Consider the following 18,700-nt stretch of genomic DNA (forward strand, 5'->3'; position numbering starts at 1 on the left):
CACCCTCGCCGCAATGGAGGCTGGTGGCGCCCTTTCCTCGCGGATAGGTTCGGCCCGACCTTTGCTATCCCAAGGGGAGGGTGCATGCGCAAGGCCAAGAGATGGCTGCTGTCGCTCGCCGTGCTCATAGGCACGGCCACAGTCGGCAGCACCTCGGCGGGAGCGGCCACCGCCGCCGAGCCGAACGGCACGGACGTCCGGCACACAGGCGGTGCCACCGCGCGCGGCGACGACGCCGGCCAGGACATCAAGGACCGGATCCTCGCGATCCCCGGTATGAGCCTGATCGAGGAGAAGCCGGTCGACGGCTACCGCTACTTCGTCCTCGACTACACCCAGCCGATCGACCACCGGCACCCGGAGCGGGGCACCTTCCAGCAGCGGCTGACCGTGCTGCACAGGTCGGTGGACCGCCCCACGGTGTTCTTCACCTCCGGCTACAACGTCAGCACCACACCGTCCCGCAGCGAACCGACCAAGATCATCGACGGTAACCAGGTCTCCCTGGAATACCGCTACTTCACACCGTCGCGGCCCACCCCCACCGACTGGAAGAAGCTGGACATCCGGCAGGCGGCCGCCGACCAGCACCGCATCTTCCAGGCGCTGCACGCCCTCTACCCCAAGAACTGGATCGCCACCGGCGGCAGCAAGGGCGGCATGACGGCCACGTACTACCGCCGCTTCTTCCCGCACGACATGAACGGCACCGTCGCCTACGTCGCCCCGAACAACACCGACCGCGCCGACCCCGCGCCCTACGACCGCTTCTTCGCCACCGTCGGCAGCGCGCAGTGCCGCGCCGACGTCGCCAAGGTCGAGCGCGAGGCCCTGCTGCGCCGCGACGAGATCGTCAACCGCTACGAGAAGTGGGCCGGCGAGAACAAGCGCACCTTCACCCTGATCGGCAACGCCGACCGAGCCTACGAAGTCCTCGTCACGGACCTGGTGTTCGGCTTCTGGCAGTACCAGCCCGCCGAGACCGCCTGCGCCACGATCCCCAAGGCGGACGCCTCGACCGACGCGCTGTACCAGTGGATCGACAAGGTCGGCGGTTTCGACTCCTACACCGACCAGGGCCTGGAGAAGTTCCTGCCGTACTACTACCAGGCGGGCACCCAGCTCGGTGAGCCCACGTACCACTACCCCAACATCCAGGACCTGCTGCGCTACCCCGGCCTCAACAACTCCCGCTCGTTCGTGCCGCGCGAGATCCCCATGGCGTTCGACAAGCGCGCCATGCCGGACGTCGACCGGTGGGTGCGCCACCACGCCCGGCACATGATGTTCGTCAACGGGCAGTACGACCCGTGGAGCGCCAAGCACTTCACACTCGGCACGGGCGCCCGGGACTCGTACGTCTTCACCGTTCCCGGCGGCAACCACGGCGCCGACATCGCCAAGCTGAAGGACGCCGACCGCACCAAGGCCACCGCCGAACTCCTCTCCTGGGCCGGGCTCCCGGTCCCCGCGAACGGCCGGCCCACCGACCGGGCCCCGTACGACAGGAACCTGGACCGGCCGGAGCTGCGCCGGATGACGACGCTGCGGCCGTGACGGCCCTGACCGCGCTGTCCGGGCGGTGACGCGCCCCCGCGACCGGCAGGCGGCTCCCCGCGACCGGCAGCCGGCGGTCGCGGGGAGCCGGCCGCAACGGCCCTGCCCGGCTCAGTAGTTCAGTCCGTGGCCGATCCCGTACAGCACGGTCCGCGGGGCGTCCGCGCGCATGATCGCCACCGGCAGCCGGCCCACCGGATCCCGCCGGCCGGCGATCACCCGGGCCGCCGCCCGCAGCTCCACATCCGTCCACGAATAGCTCGCCAGCCCCGCCCTGACCCCGCCCAACTGCGCGATGTCGTACGGGTTGCGGACCGCCAGCTGCACCACCGGCTTCCCGGTGGCCAGCAGCGCGGCCACCAGATCCCGCTGCGGCGACGACGCGGTGACGTCGTACGTGGCCACCACCACCGCGTCCCGCTCCGCCAGCGCCGCCCTCGCCCGGTCGATCTGCGCCCGGGTCGGCGCCATCCCGGTGGGCAGCGCGGTGGCCGTGAACCCGAGCCCGGTCAGCGCCCGTGCCAGGACCCGGGTCGGCGGGCCGCCGGTGCCGGACGGCGCCGCCGCGTCCGCACCCACCACCAGCACCCGGCCCTCCCGCCGCGGGGACAGCGGCAGCACCCCGCCGTCGTTGCGCAGCAGCGTGGTGGTGCGGTCCGCGATCCGGTCCGCGGCGGCCAGATGGCCGCGGGTCCCCACCACCCGGTCGACCGCCCGGTGCGTGGTGTACGGGTCGGCGAACAGCCCGCGCCGCTCCTTGAGCAGCAGGATCCGCAGCACCTTGGCGTCGAGCTCCCGCTCGCTCAGCTCCCCGCCCTCCAGCGCCCTGAGGACGGCCCGGTACGCCAGCGGCAGATCCGGCGGGTTCAGCAGCTGGTCGGCCCCGGCCCGCAGCGCCAGCACCGGCACCCGGGCGTCCCCGTACTTCTCCCGTACGCCCTCCATGCCCAGCGAATCCGTCACCACCACCCCGTCGTAGCCGAGGCGTTCGCGCAGGATGCCGGTGAGGATCGGACGGGAGAGGGTGGCCGGGTCCCCGCTGGGGTCGAAGGCGGGCACGACGATGTGCGCCGTCATGATCGTGTCGATCCCGGCGGCGATCGCGGCCCGGAACGGCGGCGCGTCCAGCCGCTCCCACTCCTGCGCGGAGTGGTGGATGTACGGCAGCCCGACGTGGCTGTCGGTGTCCGTGTCGCCGTGCCCGGGGAAGTGCTTGGCGCAGGCCGCGACCCCCGCGCCCTGATAGCCCCGCACCTGCGCGGCGACCATCCGGGACACCGCCCGCGGGTCGGCGCCGAAGGACCGTACGCCGATCACCGGGTTGGCCGGGTTCACATTGACGTCCGCGTCCGGCGCGTAGTCCTGCCGGATGCCCATCGCGCACAGCTCCCGGCCGGCGATCCGCCCCGCCGCACGGGCGTCCTCCCGGGACCCGGACGCGCCGAGCGCCATCGCCCCGGGGAACAGCGTCGCGGGCGCGCCGATCCGGGCCACTGCGCCGTGCTCCTGGTCCGTGGAGATCAGCACCGGTACGGGGACGCGCAGCGCGGCGGCGGCCTCCTGGATGCCGTTGGAGAGGTCGGCGACCTGGTGCGGGTCACGGATGTTGTGCGCCCAGTTGAAGTAGATGATGCCGCCCACCCGGTACGTGGCGATCAGTTCGGCGGCGTTCGCGACCCCGATCTCCTCGCGGTTGGCCGCCGCGTCGGCCGGGTCCGGGTCGGTCGCGGAGTCCCCGTACACCCGCATCACGAAGAGCTGCCCCACCTTCTCCTCGGGCGTCATACGGGAGACGGTCCGACGCAGCCGGTCCAGGGCGGCGGGGGACACCGGACGGGCGGGGGAGGGGGAGGCGGCGGGCTGGGGTCCGGCGGCGTGTGCGGGCCCTTCGCCGAGGGCGGCCGCGGCGGCCGCGGCGGCGGCGGTGGTCAGGACGGTACGTCTGGAGTGCATCTGCGCTCCTTCCGGCGGGCTTCCTCGAACAGGTGAAGGAAACTTCCAAGGAGACACGGATAGCCGGAAAGCACCGGCCGGTCAACGACCCACGGACCCTGCGCCGCCCAGGGATTGCGGGGCGGGCGGGGGTGTGGTGGGGCTGACCCGGGGCGCTCCGCACGACCGGGCGCGCCCCGGATCAGCCGCCCGCCGGAGCGCCGGCGCCGGGCCGGCCGCCGGCTGCGTCCAGCAGCCGCTCCAGATGCTCGCGGCCCCGGGCCAGCAGCCCGGGGAGCCGGGCCGCCCCCGGATACCAGCGCCGCTCGTACTCCCAGCACAGCCAGCCGCCGGCCTCCCGGCCGAGCGCCGCCACCACGGCGGGCAGCGGCAGCACCCCGTCCCCCAGCGGAAGCGGCGTCAGATCGTCCGCCGAGGCGACGTCCTTGACCTGCACATACCCCAGATACGGCGCCAGCGCGGCATACGTCTCGGCGGGCGCCTCCCCGCCGAGCCAGCAGTGCAGCACGTCCCACAGCGCGCCCGCCTGCCGCCGCCCCACCGCGCCCAGGACCCCCGCGGCCGACGCCCCGGTGCGATGCGAGTCATGGGTCTCCAGCAGCACCCGCACCCCGCGCTCCGCGGCGAGCGGCGCCACCGCCCGCAGCCGCCGCACCGCATCCGCCCGGGCCGCCCGGGCCGGACGCGCGCCGCCACCGGGGAAGACCCGCACATACGGCGCCCCCAGATCGCCGGCGAGCAGCACCAGTTCGGACAGCTCCCGCCCCAACCCGGCCTCGCCCGCGGCACCCCGGACCTCCGCCGCGACCCTGACGTACCCGGCGACGGCCAGGACCGCCACCCCCGCGTCCGCGAACTGCCCGCGCACCGCGGCCCGTTCCCGCGCCCCGAGCAGGGGATGCACCGGCTCCTCGGGATGCGCCCGCAGCTCCACCCCCTGATACCCGGCGCCGGCCGCCAGCCGCAGCACCTCGGCCACCGGCATCCCCGGCACCCCCAGCGTCGAGAACGCGAACCGCGCCGCCGCCGAGCCGTCCCCGCCGCCCATCGCGCCTCCCGTACCGCCCGTACCGCCCGCGCCGGCCGCCGCACACGCCGAGCGGACCGCCGCGCCGTCCGCTATGCCGGCGTCAGTCGCCAGTCCTGCCCGACCAGGTCCTTCCCGAAACCGTGGTGCGGCTCCTCGGCCGCCGGCTCGAACCCGGCCCGCTGATAGATCCTCCGGGCCGCGCCCAGCACGGAGTTGGTCCACAGCACCAGCTCCCCGTACCCGGCCTCACGGGCGAACTCCACGCAGGAATCGACCAGTTGACGGCCCTCTTGTTCCCGCCGCGCCGCGCACGCTAGCTTCACCCGCGACGGACAGCGCCCGCCGGCCGCCCACCCCACGCATCCCACCCATGCACCCCACGCGACCGAACGACCTGCCGCGAGCGAGAGGGGCCGGACCGTGACACGCACGACCGTACGCATCGCCATGAACGGCGTGACCGGGCGCATGGGCCACCACCAGCACCTGGTCCGCTCCCTCCTCGCGCTGCGCGAGGAGGGCGGCCTCGACCTGGGCGACGGAACGGTGATCTGGCCGGAGCCGGTGCTCGTCGGCCGCTCCGGGCACAAGGTCCGGGCGCTCGCCGAACGCCACGGCCTGGAGCACTGGAGCGACGACCTCGACGCCGTACTCGCCGACGACAGCATCGCCGTCTACTTCGACGCGCAGATCACCGCCGCCCGCACCGACGCCGTCAAGAAGGCGATCGCCGCCGGCAAGCACCTCTACGTGGAGAAGCCCACCGCCACCGACCTGGCGGGCGCACGGGAGCTGGCCCGGCTGGCCGACACCGCCGGCGTCAAACACGGCGTCGTCCAGGACAAGCTCTTCCTGCCCGGACTGCGCAAGCTCCGCCGCCTGGTGGACGGCGGCTTCTTCGGCCGCGTCCTGTCCGTACGGGGCGAGTTCGGCTACTGGGTCTTCGAGGGCGACTGGCAGCAGGCGCAGCGCCCCTCCTGGAACTACCGCGCCGAGGACGGCGGCGGCATCGCGGCCGACATGTTCCCCCACTGGGAATACGTCCTGCACGAGCTGTTCGGCCCGGTGCGGTCCGTCCAGGCGCGGGTCACCACGCACATCCCGCGCCGCTGGGACGAGTCCGGCACCCCCTACGAGGCGACCGCCGACGACGCCGCCTACGGCATCTTCGAACTGGACGGCGGCATCATCGCCCAGATCAACTCCTCCTGGGCGGTACGGGTCCACCGCGACGAACTGGTGGAGTTCCAGGTGGACGGCACCGAGGGTTCCGCCGTCGCCGGTCTGCGCCGCTGCCGCGTCCAGCACCGCGCCGGCACGCCGAGACCCGTCTGGAACCCCGACATCCCCGACACCGCCGCCGGCACCGCCACCGGTTCCCCCCGCTCCTACCGGGAACAGTGGCAAGAGGTCCCGGACAACGCCGACTTCGGCAACGCCTTCAAGGCCCAATGGGAGCTGTTCCTGCGCCATGTGGTGCGCGACGAGCCCTGGCACTGGGACCTGACGGCGGGCGCCCGCGGCGTCCAGCTCGCCGAACTGGGCCTGCGCTCCTCGAAGGAGGGCCGCCGGCTCCCTGTACCGGAGCTGCCCCGGTGACCGCCCCCGAGGCCGCGGCGACCACCACCGGGCGGCCCCCGCCGCGCTCCCGCACGGTCTTCGCCGCCGCCCACGTGGTCGCCGATCCGCACGCCGACACCACCCCGGACGGACCGGCCGCCCTGGACTGGGACGCCACCCTCGCCTACCGCCGCCACCTCTGGGCACACGGCCTGGGCGTCGCCGAGGCGATGGACACCGCACAGCGCGGCATGGGTCTGGACTGGGGCAGCGCGGCCGAGCTGATCCGCCGCTCCGCCGCCGAGGCCAGGGCCGCCGGCGGCCGGATCGCCTGCGGCGCCGGCACCGACCAACTCCCGCCGCACGGCGCCACATTGGCGGACGTCCGGGCCGCCTACGAGGAACAGCTCACCCTCGCCGAGGACGCCGGCGCCCAGCCCGTCCTGATGGCCTCCCGCCAACTGGCCGCGCTCGCCGGCGGCCCGGACACCTACCGCGACCTCTACGGGCACCTGCTGCGCCAGACCGCCCGCCCGGTGATCCTGCACTGGCTCGGCCCGATGTTCGACCCGGCGCTGACGGGCTACTGGGGCAGCCCGGACCTCGACGCGGCCACCGAGACGCTGCTGCACCTCATCGCCGACCACCCCGCCGAGGTGGACGGCGTCAAGGTCTCCCTCCTGGACGCCCCACGGGAAGTGGCCTTGCGCCGCCGCCTCCCGAAGGGCGTGCGCTGCTACACGGGCGACGACTTCCACTACCCCGAACTGATCGCCGGCGACGCCCACGGCTTCAGCGACGCCCTGCTGGGCGTCTTCGACCCGCTCGCCCCCCTGGCTGCCAGGGCCGTCCGCCTCCTGGACACCGGGGACACCGCCGGATTCCGCGCCACCCTGGACCCGACCGTGACACTCGCCCGCCACCTCTTCCGGGCACCCACCCGCTACTACAAGACCGGCGTGGTGCTGCTCGCCTGGCTGGCCGGCCACCAGTCGCACTTCACCATGGTCGGCGGCCTCCAGTCGGCCCGTTCCCTGCCCCACCTGCGCCGTGCGTACGAACTGGCCGACGGACTCGGCCTGTTCCCCGACCCGGAACTGGCCGCCGCCAGAATGCGCACCCTGCTGACGGTGTACGGCGCGGCGGAGCCGCAGCAGCCGGCGGCCACGGCGCGGTACGGGGCACAGGCACGGCGGACGGAGCGCGGCACGTGACGGGCGGCGCGTCGGCTGCGACGGGCGCGGGGGGCGCGGGCGATACGGACACGGGCGATACGGGTGGCGACGTGGCTGACGGGGGTGGTACGCGCCGTGACGCCGCCCCCGTCCACGTCCCCGACTCCGCCCCCGTCCACGTCCCCGACTCCGCCCCCGTCCACGTCCCCGACTCCGCCCCCGTCCACGTCCCCGACTCCGCCCTCCTCGACCGCCTGAGCATCAATCAGGAGACCGTCCGGCAGTGGTCGCTGCCCGACCTGGTGGACGGCTGCCTACGGGCGGGCGTACGGGGCGTGGGCCTGTGGCGCGCACCGGTGCGGCAATACGGGACCGCGGCGGCTGCCCGGCTCGTACGGGACGCCGGGATCGCGGTCACCAGCCTGTGCCGGGGCGGGTTCTTCACCGCCGAGGATCCCGGGGAGCGCCGTACCGCCCTCGCGGACAACAGGGCCGCCATCGAGGAGGCCGCGGTCCTCGGCACCGCCACCCTGGTTCTGGTATCCGGCGGACTGCCGCCCGGCAGCCGTGATCTGGCCGGCGCCCGGGAGCGGATCGCCGACGCACTCGCCGAGTTGACCCCGTACGCCGCCGAGCGGGGCGTACGGCTGGCCCTGGAACCCCTGCACCCGATGTACGCCGCGGACCGGTGCGTGGTCTCCACGCTCGCCCAGGCCCTCGACCTCGCCGAGGGGTTCCCCGCGGACCGGGTGGGCGTGGTCGTGGACACCTACCACCTGTGGTGGGACGACACGGTGGGCACACAGCTCACCCGCGCGGGAGGTACCGGCGGCGCGGGAGGTGCGAGTGGCACGGGAGGTGCGAGTGGCACGGGCGGTACCCGCGGTACGGGCCGTACTGGCGCTACCGGTGGCGGTGCGTCGCGGATCGCCGCCTTCCAGCTCGCCGACTGGGTCACACCGCTGCCGGCGGGCGTCCTACTAGGGCGTGGGCAGTTGGGCGATGGCTCGGTGGATCTGCGGTGGTTCCGGCAGCAGGTGGACGCGACCGGCTACCGGGGCCCCATCGAGGTCGAGATCTTCAACCCGGCCTTGTGGGCGCGCGACGGGACGGAGGTCCTGGCCGAGGTCGTGCAACGCTTCACCACACACGTCTGCTGAGTGCGCGCGGGGCGCTCTCACCTTGCGGTCGGGCACCCTTGCCGCTGGGGGCTCTTGCTATGGGGGGCATGCCGCTGCGGCTGCGCTTGTCGTCCTTCCCCCCACCCCCGAACCCACCCCCCGCCCCCTCCCCCGAAGGGGGGAGAGGGGGAGGGGGCGGGGGAAAGCCCCCAGCACGGGAAGCACCCGACGCGGGAAGCCCCGACGCGGAGCAACCCCCGGCGGCGCGAAGCCCCGCCCCCTCACCCCCCACCCCGCATACCCCACCCCGCACACCCAATCCCCACCCTCCAACCCCCACCCCCCGCCCGCTGTCACACCCCGGCGGTACCGTCGAGTCATGGTCAACGCAGCCGTGGTGGAAGGGGTCCTGGAGCGGATCACCTACGCCAATGAGGAGAGCGGCTATACGGTCGCGCGCGTCGATACGGGTCGCGGCTCGGGCGATCTGCTGACCGTCGTCGGCGCCCTGCTGGGCGCGCAGCCGGGCGAGTCGCTCCGTATGGAGGGCCGTTGGGGCTCCCACCCCCAGTACGGCAAGCAGTTCACGGTCGAGAACTACACCACGGTCCTGCCCGCCACCGTCCAGGGCATCCGCCGCTATCTGGGATCCGGCCTGATCAAGGGCATCGGCCCGCGGATCGCCGACCGCATCACCGAGCACTTCGGCACGGACACCCTCGACGTGATCGAGTCCGACCCCGGGCGCCTCGTCGAGGTGCCGGGCCTGGGCCCCAAGCGCACGAAGCTGATCGGCGCGGCCTGGGAGGAGCAGAAGGCCATCAAGGAGGTCATGGTCTTCCTCCAGGGCGTCGGGGTGTCCACGTCCATCGCGGTGCGGATCTACAAGAAGTACGGCGACGCCTCCATCTCCGTGGTGCGGAACCACCCCTACCGCCTGGCCGCCGACGTCTGGGGCATCGGCTTCCTCACCGCCGACCGGATCGCCCAGGCGGTCGGCATTCCGCACGACAGCCCGGACCGGGTCAAGGCGGGCCTCCAGTACGCCCTGTCGCAGTCGACGGACCAGGGCCACTGCTTCCTGCCCGAGGAGCAACTGATCGCGGACGCGGTGAAGTTGCTCCAGGTGGACACCGGCCTGGTCATCGACTGCCTCGCCGAGCTGGCCGCGGACCCCGAGGGCGTGGTCCGGGAGAAGGTGCCGGGCGCGGAGGACGGCGACCCGGTCACCGCGGTCTATCTGGTGCCGTTCCACCGCGCCGAGATCTCCCTGGCCGGCCGGCTGACCCGGCTGCTGCGTACGGACGAGGACCGGATGCCCGCGTTCCGGGACGTGGTCTGGGACAAGGCGCTGGCGTGGCTGGCCCGGCGTACGGGCGCGGAGCTGGCGCCCGAGCAGCAGGCCGCGGTCCGGCTGGCGCTGACCTGCAAGGTCGCGGTGCTCACGGGCGGGCCGGGCTGCGGCAAGTCGTTCACGGTCCGCTCGGTGGTCGAGCTGGCCCGCGCCAAGCAGGCCAAGGTGGTGCTGGCGGCGCCCACGGGCCGGGCGGCCAAGCGGCTCGCGGAGCTGACCGGAGCGGACGCTTCCACCGTCCATCGCCTCCTGGAGCTCAGGCCGGGCGGGGACGCCGCCTACGACGCGGACCGCCCGCTGGACGCCGATCTGGTGGTGGTCGACGAGGCGTCGATGCTCGATCTGCTGCTGGCCAACAAGCTCGTCAAGGCGGTGCCACCGGGCGCCCATCTGTTGCTGGTGGGGGACGTCGACCAGCTGCCGTCGGTCGGCGCCGGGGAGGTGCTGCGGGATCTGCTGGCCGAGCCGGGCCCGGTGCCGGCGGTCCGGCTGACCAGGATCTTCCGCCAGGCCCAGCAGTCCGGGGTGGTCACCAACGCGCACCGCATCAACTCCGGGGTGCCGCCGCTGACCACCGGCCTGAAGGACTTCTTCCTGTTCGCCGAGGAGGACGCGGAGGCGGCGGCCCGGCTGACGGTCGACGTGGTGGCGCGCCGGATCCCGGCGAAGTTCGGACTGGACCCGCGCCGGGACGTCCAGGTGCTGGCCCCGATGCACCGCGGCCCGGCCGGTGCGGGGGCGCTCAACGGCCTCCTCCAGCAGGCGGTGACCCCGGCCCGCCCGGATCTTCCCGAGCGCCGCTTCGGCGGCCGGGTCTTCCGCGTCGGGGACAAGGTCACCCAGATCCGGAACAACTACGAGAAGGGCCGCAACGGCGTCTTCAACGGCACGGTGGGGGTGGTCACCGCTCTCGACGCCGACGAGCAGCGGCTGACGGTCCTCACGGACGAGGACGAGGAGGTTCCGTACGACTTCGACGAGCTCGACGAACTCGCCCATGCCTACGCCGTGACGATCCATCGCTCCCAGGGGAGCGAGTATCCGGCGGTGGTGATTCCGGTCACCACCAGTGCCTGGATGATGCTCCAGCGCAATCTGCTCTATACGGCCGTGACACGGGCGAAACGTCTCGTGGTCCTGGTCGGCTCCCGGAGGGCCCTGGGGCAGGCCGTACGGACCGTATCCGCCGGTCGGCGGCATACGGCGCTCGATCACCGGCTCGTCGGAGCGATGTGATGTCGCACCTCTTTCCCAATCGGGGCGAAGGGGAGCAGGATGGACATCAACGCGGCACTGAGTGCCGTAATGAGGCCCTATGGCCGACCCCGAGTGCACATCCAACGTCCAAATGGGGGAAGGTATAGGCAGTCAGGGCACCTCGAAGAAGAGGCACAACGTCGGTGAGGGATGACGTGAGCGACAACTCTGTAGTACTGCGTTACGGGGACGGCGAATACAGCTACCCGGTCGTCGACAGCAGCGTCGGCGACAAGGGCTTCGACATCTCGAAGCTGCGCACCCAGACCGGTCTGGTGACCCTGGATTCCGGTTATGGCAACACCGCGGCGTATAAATCCGCGATCACCTATCTAGACGGTGAACAGGGCATCCTTCGGTACCGCGGTTACCCGATCGAACAGCTCGCGGAGCGCAGCACGTTCGTCGAGACCGCCTACCTCCTCATCAACGGTGAGCTGCCCACCGTCGACGAGCTGGCGAACTTCAAGCAGGACATCACCTACCACACGCTGCTCCACGAGGACGTCAAGCGTTTCTACGACGGCTTCCCGCGGGACGCCCACCCGATGGCCATGCTGTCGTCCGTGGTCAGCGCGCTGTCGACGTTCTACCAGGACAGCCACAACCCGTTCGACGAGCGGCAGCGCACCATCTCCACGATCCGCCTGCTGGCCAAGCTGCCGACCATCGCGGCGTACGCGTACAAGAAGTCGGTCGGCCACCCGGTCGTCTACCCGAGCAACGACCTCGGGTACGTGGAGAACTTCCTGCGGATGACCTTCTCGGTCCCCGCCGCCGAGTACGAGCTGGACCCGGTCGTGGTCAGCGCCCTCGACAAGCTGCTGATCCTGCACGCGGACCACGAGCAGAACTGCTCGACCTCCACCGTGCGCCTGGTGGGCTCCTCGCAGGCGAACCTCTTCGCCTCGATCTCCGCGGGCATCAACGCCCTGTGGGGCCCCCTGCACGGCGGTGCCAACCAGTCGGTGCTGGAGATGCTGGAGGGCATCCAGGCCACCGGCGGCGACGTCGACTCCTTCATCCGCAAGGTGAAGAACAAGGAAGACGGCGTGAAGCTGATGGGCTTCGGGCACCGCGTCTACAAGAACTTCGACCCCCGGGCGAAGATCATCAAGGCGGCGGCGCACGATGTCCTCTCGGCGCTCGGCAAGTCCGACGAACTGCTGGACATCGCCCTCAAGCTGGAGGAGCACGCGCTCTCCGACGACTACTTCGTCGAGCGCAAGCTCTACCCGAACGTCGACTTCTACACCGGTCTGATCTACCGGGCGATGGGCTTCCCGACCGAGATGTTCACGGTGCTCTTCGCGCTCGGCCGGCTGCCCGGCTGGATCGCCCAGTGGCACGAGATGATCAAGGAGCCGGGCTCCCGGATCGGCCGTCCGCGGCAGATCTACACCGGCATCGTCGAGCGCGATTTCGTGCCCGTTCAGGAGCGCTGAGCCGGACCAACGGGTATCGGCCGGCGCGGTCCCGGCCGATACCCGTTGGTGATCGATAATCGCGCAAGCTGGACGTGGCGGCCGGGCGACCGGCCGTCGGCGGGCAAACGAAAGCGCCCCGCCTCCGGATCCCCCCACGGGTCCAGAGTGCGGGGCGCTTCCCATGTCCCGGTGCGGATTCCCCCCACGGGATCCGGCCGGGCGTTCCGGGTTGCACCGCGCTCTGCCGGGACGCGCACATACGGGAGGGCCGCTCAAAGCTCCCCGGGCGCGTCGCCCCGGCTACGCGTAGCCGGGCGCGATCCCCCAAGACCGGCACGGCTGTTGCGGTGCAAGCCCCGCCGGGGTGCCTGCACTGCCCGGTTAGACTCGCGACCCCCCTCAATGGTTACGTTCCGATGAGTGTGATCTGGGTCTCTTGCCATATGGGGGCGAATCTGGTCAAGGGTTGCGATCTGGAGATCAAGGCCCGCAGGTATGGGTGTTGTGCCAGTTGTAAAGGCAATGTGAATGTTCGCGCGTCGCGGGTCGGCGATGGCGTCACGGGTCCGGCGAGTGGAACGAAAGGCCCGATTCGGTCGCCGTGGCCCCGTCGGCCACCCGATCCGGCGACCCGGACCCCGATACGCGCAAGGCGCAGACCGCCCCGCCGGCGGCGGGCTCGATCTGCGCCTGTGGGGCGGAGATGGCCGTCGGGTCAGACCCGGCCGGTGAGCTCGTAGCCCGCCTCGTCGACGGCGGCGCGCACGGCCTCCTCGTCCAGTGGGGCCTTCGAGGTCACGGTCACCAGGCCGGTGGCGGCGACCGCCTGCACCGAGCTGACCCCGGCGAGTTCGCCGATCTCGGCCGACACCGCGCCCTCGCAGTGGCCGCAGGTCATGCCGGTGACCTGGTACGTGGTGGTCACCTCGCCGACCTGGACGGCGGTGCCGCCGGAGTGGCAGGAGCCTTCAGGGGTGCAGCAGGAGCTGTTCTCGGCCATGGGTTTCTCCTCGTGATGCCGATGCGTCGGCGGCGGTGCGTGTGCGTGGACGCGCGGGCGCCGCTGTGGGGCGAGATGTCCAGTGTGGGGCCCGTGTGCCGCAAGGGGCGCCGGTGACGCCCGGTGTCCCTCCCGACGGCTGTAACTTTATACCCCTAGGGGGTATCAGTCCAACCTCTGGGCGCCCGCGTTGCCGCACGCCCGACCACGCGTCAGCCTTGGGGTACGGAACTCGGGGAGCGGAACCGAGGAGGCGGCCGGATGGACGTACCCGCCCTCTACGGCCTGCTGGCGCTCACCACCCTGCCGCCACTGGTCCCCAACTCCGCGCTGCTCGTCTCCGCCGGAGTCCTCGCCTCCGAAGGCCACGCGTTCCTGCCCCTGATCCTCGCGATCGTCGCCGGCAGCGCGCTCCTCGGCGACGTCCTGATGTACCTCGCCGCCCGCCGGTTCGGCGGCCCCGTACGCTCCTGGATACTGCGCAGCCCCCGCCGCCGGGTCGCGCTGGACTGGACCTCGCGGCGCATCCGACGCTACGGACTGCCCTTCGTGATCGCCGTACGGTTCCTGCCCAGTGGCCGGATCGCCGGCGCCCTGGCCGCCGGAGTGCTGCGCTATCCGCGGCGCAAATACGTCATCGGTGCCGCCGTCGCCGAAACGCTGTGGGCGACCTACTCCGTCGGCCTCGGCTACCTGGGCAGCGCCGCCGCCGGCAACCCCCTCTACGCCGCCGGCATCAGCCTCGGTGTCTCCTGCATCGTCGCCGCCGCCGGCACCGCCGTCCAATGGGCCTCCCGCCGCCGCGCACTGCGCGCCGAACCCGGCACGGGCGGCGACGGCGACACCCGGCACGGCGATGGCGACACCCGGCGTGGCGACGGCGAAGAGGGCAGTGGCCAGGCGTCCTCCACCGCCGCGGCGTGATTGTCAGTGGCGGCACCTACCGTGGGGTCATGGCGGATGAGACTGCGGGACCTGACGTACGGATCGAGCCGTGGACGGCGGCCGACCTCGCCCTGCTGTGCGAGGTCAACACCCCCGCGATGACACGGCACTTGGGCGGCCCGGAGACCGACGAGCAGATAGCCCGACGCCACCGCAGATACCTCGACGGCGAGGGAGCGGCGCAGATGTTCCGGGTGGTGCTGCTGCCCGAAGGAGCGGCGGTCGGCACGACCGGCTTCTGGGAGACCACCTGGCGCGGCGAACCGGTCCACGAAGCGGGCTGGGGCGTGCTCCCCGCCTACCAGGGCCGCGGCATCGCGACAGCCGCGGTGCGCGCGGTCATCGCGGCCGCCCGCGCCGAAGGCCGGCACCATGCGCTCCACGCCTTCCCCGCCGTGGCCAACGCCGCCTCCAACGCGGTCTGCCGCAAGGCCGGGTTCACCCTCGTCGGGGAGTGCGAGGTCGAGTATCCGAAGGGGCATCTGATACGGGCTCATGAGTGGCGGGTCGAGCCGGCGCCGGCCCCGCCCGGCACCGACCCGCTCAGCGCAGCAGACCGAGGCTGGCGAGCGCCGTGAAGACCAGCACCAGTCGCTCGAAGACCGCCTGATCGACCCGGCGCACGAGCGCGCGCCCCAGCAGCGCACCGGCGACCACGGCCGGCGCCAGCAGCCCGTCCAGGGCGAGCGCACCGGGTGTGACCAGCCCCAGCCCGATGCTGAACGGCAGTTTGACGAGATTGACGATCAGGAAGAACCACGCCCCGGTGCCCAGGAAACCGAGCACCCCGAAACCGGCCGAGAGGAGGTACAACGACATCGCCGGACCACCGGCATTGGCAACCATCGTGGCGAAACCGGCGATCAACCCGAAGAGCAGCGCCCGCACCTGGCGAGGACGGGCCGCCCGCACCTGGCGTTGACGGACCGTGCGGACGGTCAGGGCCGCCCGGAGCGTCCGGGCCGCCCTGGCGGTGCGGACCGCCGGCGCCGGGCCCGCGCCGGCCCCGGCGCCCGGCTCCTCGGCGCCCGGCTCCCGGTCGGCGGCCCGCGCCTGCGCTACCCGCCCGCCGCCGGACGCCGGTCCGGCGCGGCGCCGGCGCCCCCGCCGCCACAGATGGTGCAGCACGATCGTCAACAGCAGCGTGCCGATCGTGCGCCGCATGACGGCGTCATCGGTCCAGGCGACGAAGCCGACACCGAGCAGGATGCCGACCATGACGGACGGCAACAGCCGCAGCAGCGCGGACCAGTCGGTGTGCCTGCGATAGGCGCGGACGGCCAGCACATCACCCACGAGCAGCAGCGGAAGGAGGGCGCCGGTGGATTCCCGGGCGGGGACCACGGCCGCGAACAGCGCGACGCTCAGCGCGCCGACGCCGCTGACGGCGGTCTTGGAGACCCCCACCAGCAGCGCGGCGAGCACCAGCGCAGCCAGCGGCAGCACGCCGAGGTGCGCTGTCGCGCCGGGAACGGTCACGCGCCGGGCACCGAACCGCCGTTGCCCGCGCCGGCTCGGACGTCCGCGACCGCGACCGGCTGCCCGGTCCGGCGGGAACGCTCGCATGCCTCCGCGACGTACAGTGCCTCCAGCGCCTCGGCCGGCGAACAGGGGCTGGACGTACGGCCCGCGGCCACCTCGACGAAGACCCCCAGCTCGGTGACGTACGCGTCGTGGAACCGCTCCATGAAGGTGGCGTACGGGGCATCCGCCCGCTGCCAGGACAGCTTCGGCTCGGCGGACGGCAGCGGCGCACGGTCGTCCAGCCCGACGAACCGGGCGCCCTGTGAACCGCACACCTCCAGCCGCACGTCGTGGCCCGCCCCGTTGTAACGGGTCGCGGTGACCGTGGCCAGCGCGTCGTCGTCGAAGCGCAGCAGCGCCGCGCAGGTGTCGACGTCACCCCCCTCGGCGAAGAAGTCCGCGCCGCGGTTGGCGCCCTGGGCGTAGACCGAGACCACCTCGCGGCCGGTCAGCCAGCGCAGGATGTCGAAGTCATGGATGCTGCAGTCCCGGAACAGCCCGCCGGAGGTGGGGATGAACGCCGCCGGCGGGGGCGTTCGGTCGCTGGTGCAGGCGCGCAGGGTGTGCACCCATCCCAACTCACCGGAGCGCAGCGCCTCCTGCGCGGCGCGGTACCCGGCGTCGAACCGCCGCTGGAATCCGATCTGCACGGGGACGCCGCCCGCCTCGGCCCGCTCCACGACCTCAATGGTGCCCGGCACGTCCAGTGCCACCGGCTTCTCGCAGAACACCGGCACGCCGGCGTCCAGCGCCTGATGGATCAGCGCGGCATGCGCACTGGTCGCGGCGGTGATCACCACCGCGTCCAGACCCTCCGCGTACATCTCCTCGATACTGCCGGCGGCCCGTACGCCGAGGCTGTCCGCCAGCGCGGCGGCGCGTGCGGCGTCCGCGTCGGCGACCACGAGGCCGGTGACGCCCGGGACGTTCTGCAGGGTCGCGGCGTGGAACGCGCCGATGCGCCCGGTGCCGATCAGGCCGATCTTCATGCGGTGTTCCCTTCCGGGGAGGGGCGGGTGGTGGTGGGTGGTGGCTGCCGAGCGGACCGCCGGGTCGCATGGGCCGAGGCCGGTACGCCCGAGCCGCGGACGCGATGATCGCGGACGCGACAGTCGGAGATTCGATAGCCGGGGACTCAATTTTGGAACGGTCCAAAACTGTCCGTCCCGGGAACCCTGCATGTCCGTATGTCGGCATGTCAAGGCTTGCGCAGGGGTGTTGAGCGCTGCGGCGTGGTGGGGCGTGCTGCGACTCGGTGGGGCATGGGGGTGTGATGGGGAGTGGGGGCGGCGTGGGGAGCAGTGGGGAGTAGTGGGGGGAGGGGCGGCGTGGTCCTGGGAGGTGTGGAAGTCCGGGGGTGCAGGGGGTGCGTTGACGCGGACCTGGCCCGATGGAAGGATTTCCACCCATGGAACGGTCCAACAAGCGATCGGCTCGGAGAACGACGGGGAGGGCGACGGAGACGACGGCCAAGGCGAGGGATGAGGCGACGGCTGAGAGGGCGGCCCAGCACGAGCCCGGGTCCCGGGAGTGGACCGGCCCGGACCGGCCCCCGACCATCCGCGGCGTCGCCGAGCGCGCCGGCGTGTCCAAATCCCTGGTCTCGCTCGTCCTCCAGGGCTCACCGCGCGTCAGCGACGCCAAGCGGCAGGCCGTACTGGACGCCATCGAGGAACTCGGGTACCGGCCCAACGCCGCCGCCCGCAGCCTGGTCGCCCGCCGTACGCACACCGTCGGCGTGCTGCTGAACGACATGCGCAACCCCTGGTTCGCCGACGTCCTCGACGGCCTCAACTCCCTTCTGCACGCGCACGGTCTGCGGATGCTGATGGCCGACGGCCGACTGGACCGGCGGACCGGCCAGGAGTTCGCCCGCACCTTCCAGGAACTGCGGGTCGACGGCCTGGTCGTCGTCGGCACCCTCCCGGACACCGCCGGACTCGCCGAGGTCGCCGAGCGGCTGCCGACCGTCATCGCGGGAAACCACGAACCCCGGCTGCCGCGGGTCGACATCGTCGCCAACGACGACGAGCGCGGCGCCCGCCTCGCGACCGAACACCTCATCCGCCTCGGCCACCGGCGGATCGCCCACATCGCAGGACAGGGCCTGGTGGCCGAACTGCGCCGGCGCGGATTCGAGGCCGCGATGGCCGACCACGGGCTGACCGGGAGCGCCGTGGTCGAGAGCGGCGACGGCACCGAGGAGGGCGGCTACCGCGCCGCTGTACGGCTCCTGAGCCCCGCACGCGGCCGGATCCGCCCCACCGCCGTCTTCGCCTACAACGACATCTCCGGCGTCGGCGCGCTGTCCGCCGCCGGGGAACTGGGCCTGGCCGTCCCCGCCGACCTCTCCCTCGTCGGCTACGACAACACCTACCTCGCCCGCATCCGGCACCTCTGGCTCAACTCGGTCAACAACTCCAGCCACGAGGTCGGCCGCCGGGCCGCCCGCTGCCTCCTGGACCGGATGGCACACCCCGACGCACCCGCCGACCGGCAACTGGTCGCCCCGGAACTGGAGGTCAGGGGCTCCACGGCACCACCGGCGCAGGTACCGGACGACGCGCCCGCAAGCGAACCCGCGAGGAAACCCCGGAGCGGACCGCGGAGCAAACCCGCGAGTGGGTCCGGGAGTGAATCCGTGAGCGCACCCGGGGGTGCCTCGTAGGACCCCGGCGGTGGCAACCACCGGCCGGGGCGCCATCAGTGCGGCGGACGGCAAGGTAACTTCAGGCCGGGGCCAGCACGTTGGCCCGGCCCGGGGGGGGGGGGGGGGGGGGGGGGGGGGGGGGGGGGG

At 72.6% G+C, this 18,700-nt stretch carries 14 protein-coding genes and 1 pseudogene; 9 read left to right on the forward strand and 6 right to left on the reverse strand.

Going from position 1 to position 18,700, the window contains the following annotated elements; genetic code table 11:
* Positions 1-84 precede the first annotated feature (84 nt).
* Entirely contained in the window at positions 85-1,557 is a 1,473-nt protein-coding gene (locus ACO1BR_RS12660) for a S28 family serine protease (RefSeq protein WP_426795159.1), read from the forward strand.
* Between the two features lie 111 nt (positions 1,558-1,668).
* Here the strand turns inward: ACO1BR_RS12660 and ACO1BR_RS12665 are convergent, their stop codons facing one another.
* From ACO1BR_RS12665 to ACO1BR_RS12675, 3 genes and pseudogenes are all read right to left on the reverse strand, one after another.
* On the reverse strand, positions 1,669-3,510 hold the full coding sequence (locus ACO1BR_RS12665; RefSeq protein ID WP_426795160.1) for a glycoside hydrolase family 3 protein: 1,842 nt from the start codon (positions 3,508-3,510) through the stop codon (positions 1,669-1,671).
* Positions 3,511-3,691: 181 nt separating this feature from the next.
* Positions 3,692-4,558: a sugar phosphate isomerase/epimerase family protein gene (locus ACO1BR_RS12670; protein WP_426795161.1), complete on the reverse strand. Its 867-nt coding sequence runs from the start codon at positions 4,556-4,558 to the stop codon at positions 3,692-3,694.
* Between the two features lie 71 nt (positions 4,559-4,629).
* Positions 4,630-4,827: pseudogene (locus ACO1BR_RS12675) on the reverse strand (GNAT family N-acetyltransferase); the annotation flags it as partial.
* A 133-nt stretch (positions 4,828-4,960) separates the two neighbouring features.
* Here ACO1BR_RS12675 and ACO1BR_RS12680 point away from each other — a divergent pair.
* From ACO1BR_RS12680 to ACO1BR_RS12700, 5 genes are all read left to right on the forward strand, one after another.
* Positions 4,961-6,139, forward strand: a complete 1,179-nt coding sequence (locus tag ACO1BR_RS12680) for a Gfo/Idh/MocA family protein (RefSeq protein WP_426795162.1) — start codon at positions 4,961-4,963, stop codon at positions 6,137-6,139.
* On the forward strand, positions 6,136-7,314 hold the full coding sequence (locus ACO1BR_RS12685; RefSeq protein ID WP_426795163.1) for a dihydrodipicolinate synthase family protein: 1,179 nt from the start codon (positions 6,136-6,138) through the stop codon (positions 7,312-7,314). The genes ACO1BR_RS12680 and ACO1BR_RS12685 overlap by 4 nt, the downstream gene beginning before the upstream one ends.
* A gap of 215 nt (positions 7,315-7,529) precedes the next feature.
* Positions 7,530-8,435 carry a sugar phosphate isomerase/epimerase family protein gene (locus ACO1BR_RS12690; RefSeq protein WP_426795307.1) on the forward strand — a complete coding sequence of 302 codons (906 nt, stop codon included), beginning with the start codon at positions 7,530-7,532 and terminating at the stop codon, positions 8,433-8,435.
* A gap of 340 nt (positions 8,436-8,775) precedes the next feature.
* The gene (recD2, locus tag ACO1BR_RS12695) at positions 8,776-10,986 is read left to right on the forward strand and encodes an SF1B family DNA helicase RecD2 (RefSeq protein WP_426795164.1); all 2,211 of its coding nucleotides are present in this window, start codon (positions 8,776-8,778) and stop codon (positions 10,984-10,986) included.
* A 176-nt stretch (positions 10,987-11,162) separates the two neighbouring features.
* A complete protein-coding gene (locus tag ACO1BR_RS12700; protein WP_426795165.1) occupies positions 11,163-12,452 on the forward strand; it encodes a citrate synthase in 1,290 nt (429 codons plus the stop codon).
* A 697-nt stretch (positions 12,453-13,149) separates the two neighbouring features.
* Here the strand turns inward: ACO1BR_RS12700 and ACO1BR_RS12705 are convergent.
* On the reverse strand, positions 13,150-13,434 hold the full coding sequence (locus tag ACO1BR_RS12705) for a heavy-metal-associated domain-containing protein (protein WP_426795166.1): 285 nt from the start codon (positions 13,432-13,434) through the stop codon (positions 13,150-13,152).
* 261 nt (positions 13,435-13,695) lie between these two features.
* Between ACO1BR_RS12705 and ACO1BR_RS12710 the strand changes: the two genes are divergently transcribed.
* Positions 13,696-14,358 carry a DedA family protein gene (locus ACO1BR_RS12710; protein ID WP_426795167.1) on the forward strand — a complete coding sequence of 221 codons (663 nt, stop codon included), beginning with the start codon at positions 13,696-13,698 and terminating at the stop codon, positions 14,356-14,358.
* Positions 14,359-14,387: 29 nt separating this feature from the next.
* On the forward strand, positions 14,388-14,957 hold the full coding sequence (locus ACO1BR_RS12715) for a GNAT family N-acetyltransferase (RefSeq protein WP_426795168.1): 570 nt from the start codon (positions 14,388-14,390) through the stop codon (positions 14,955-14,957).
* Here the strand turns inward: ACO1BR_RS12715 and ACO1BR_RS12720 are convergent.
* Positions 14,923-15,858: a TSUP family transporter gene (locus tag ACO1BR_RS12720; protein ID WP_426795169.1), complete on the reverse strand. Its 936-nt coding sequence runs from the start codon at positions 15,856-15,858 to the stop codon at positions 14,923-14,925. The genes ACO1BR_RS12715 and ACO1BR_RS12720 overlap by 35 nt on opposite strands.
* On the reverse strand, positions 15,855-16,892 hold the full coding sequence (locus ACO1BR_RS12725; protein ID WP_426795170.1) for a Gfo/Idh/MocA family protein: 1,038 nt from the start codon (positions 16,890-16,892) through the stop codon (positions 15,855-15,857). Before ACO1BR_RS12725 ends, ACO1BR_RS12720 begins: the two co-directional genes overlap by 4 nt.
* Positions 16,893-17,311: 419 nt before the next feature.
* On the opposite strand from ACO1BR_RS12725, the gene ACO1BR_RS12730 reads away from it, so the two are divergent.
* Complete coding sequence (locus ACO1BR_RS12730; protein WP_426795171.1) at positions 17,312-18,571, forward strand: LacI family DNA-binding transcriptional regulator; 1,260 nt, start codon at positions 17,312-17,314, stop codon at positions 18,569-18,571.
* The last annotated feature ends 129 nt before the right edge of the window (positions 18,572-18,700 follow it).

The sequence above is a fragment of the Streptomyces sp. YGL11-2 genome, from assembly GCF_050054615.1.
Taxonomy (GTDB): Bacteria; Actinomycetota; Actinomycetes; order Streptomycetales; family Streptomycetaceae; genus Streptomyces.

Bases quoted from the DNA above. Each gene is read 5' to 3' on its own strand.
- recD2 (WP_426795164.1), top strand. From the start codon at position 8,776: ATGGTCAACGCAGCCGTGGTGGAAGGGGTCCTGGAGCGGATCACCTAC.
- ACO1BR_RS12660 (WP_426795159.1), top strand. From the start codon at position 85: ATGCGCAAGGCCAAGAGATGGCTGCTGTCGCTCGCCGTGCTCATAGGC.
- ACO1BR_RS12725 (WP_426795170.1), bottom strand. From the start codon at position 16,892: ATGAAGATCGGCCTGATCGGCACCGGGCGCATCGGCGCGTTCCACGCC.
- ACO1BR_RS12670 (WP_426795161.1), bottom strand. From the start codon at position 4,558: ATGGGCGGCGGGGACGGCTCGGCGGCGGCGCGGTTCGCGTTCTCGACG.
- ACO1BR_RS12710 (WP_426795167.1), top strand. From the start codon at position 13,696: ATGGACGTACCCGCCCTCTACGGCCTGCTGGCGCTCACCACCCTGCCG.
- ACO1BR_RS12705 (WP_426795166.1), bottom strand. From the start codon at position 13,434: ATGGCCGAGAACAGCTCCTGCTGCACCCCTGAAGGCTCCTGCCACTCC.
- ACO1BR_RS12715 (WP_426795168.1), top strand. From the start codon at position 14,388: ATGGCGGATGAGACTGCGGGACCTGACGTACGGATCGAGCCGTGGACG.
- ACO1BR_RS12730 (WP_426795171.1), top strand. From the start codon at position 17,312: ATGGAACGGTCCAACAAGCGATCGGCTCGGAGAACGACGGGGAGGGCG.
- ACO1BR_RS12665 (WP_426795160.1), bottom strand. From the start codon at position 3,510: ATGCACTCCAGACGTACCGTCCTGACCACCGCCGCCGCCGCGGCCGCC.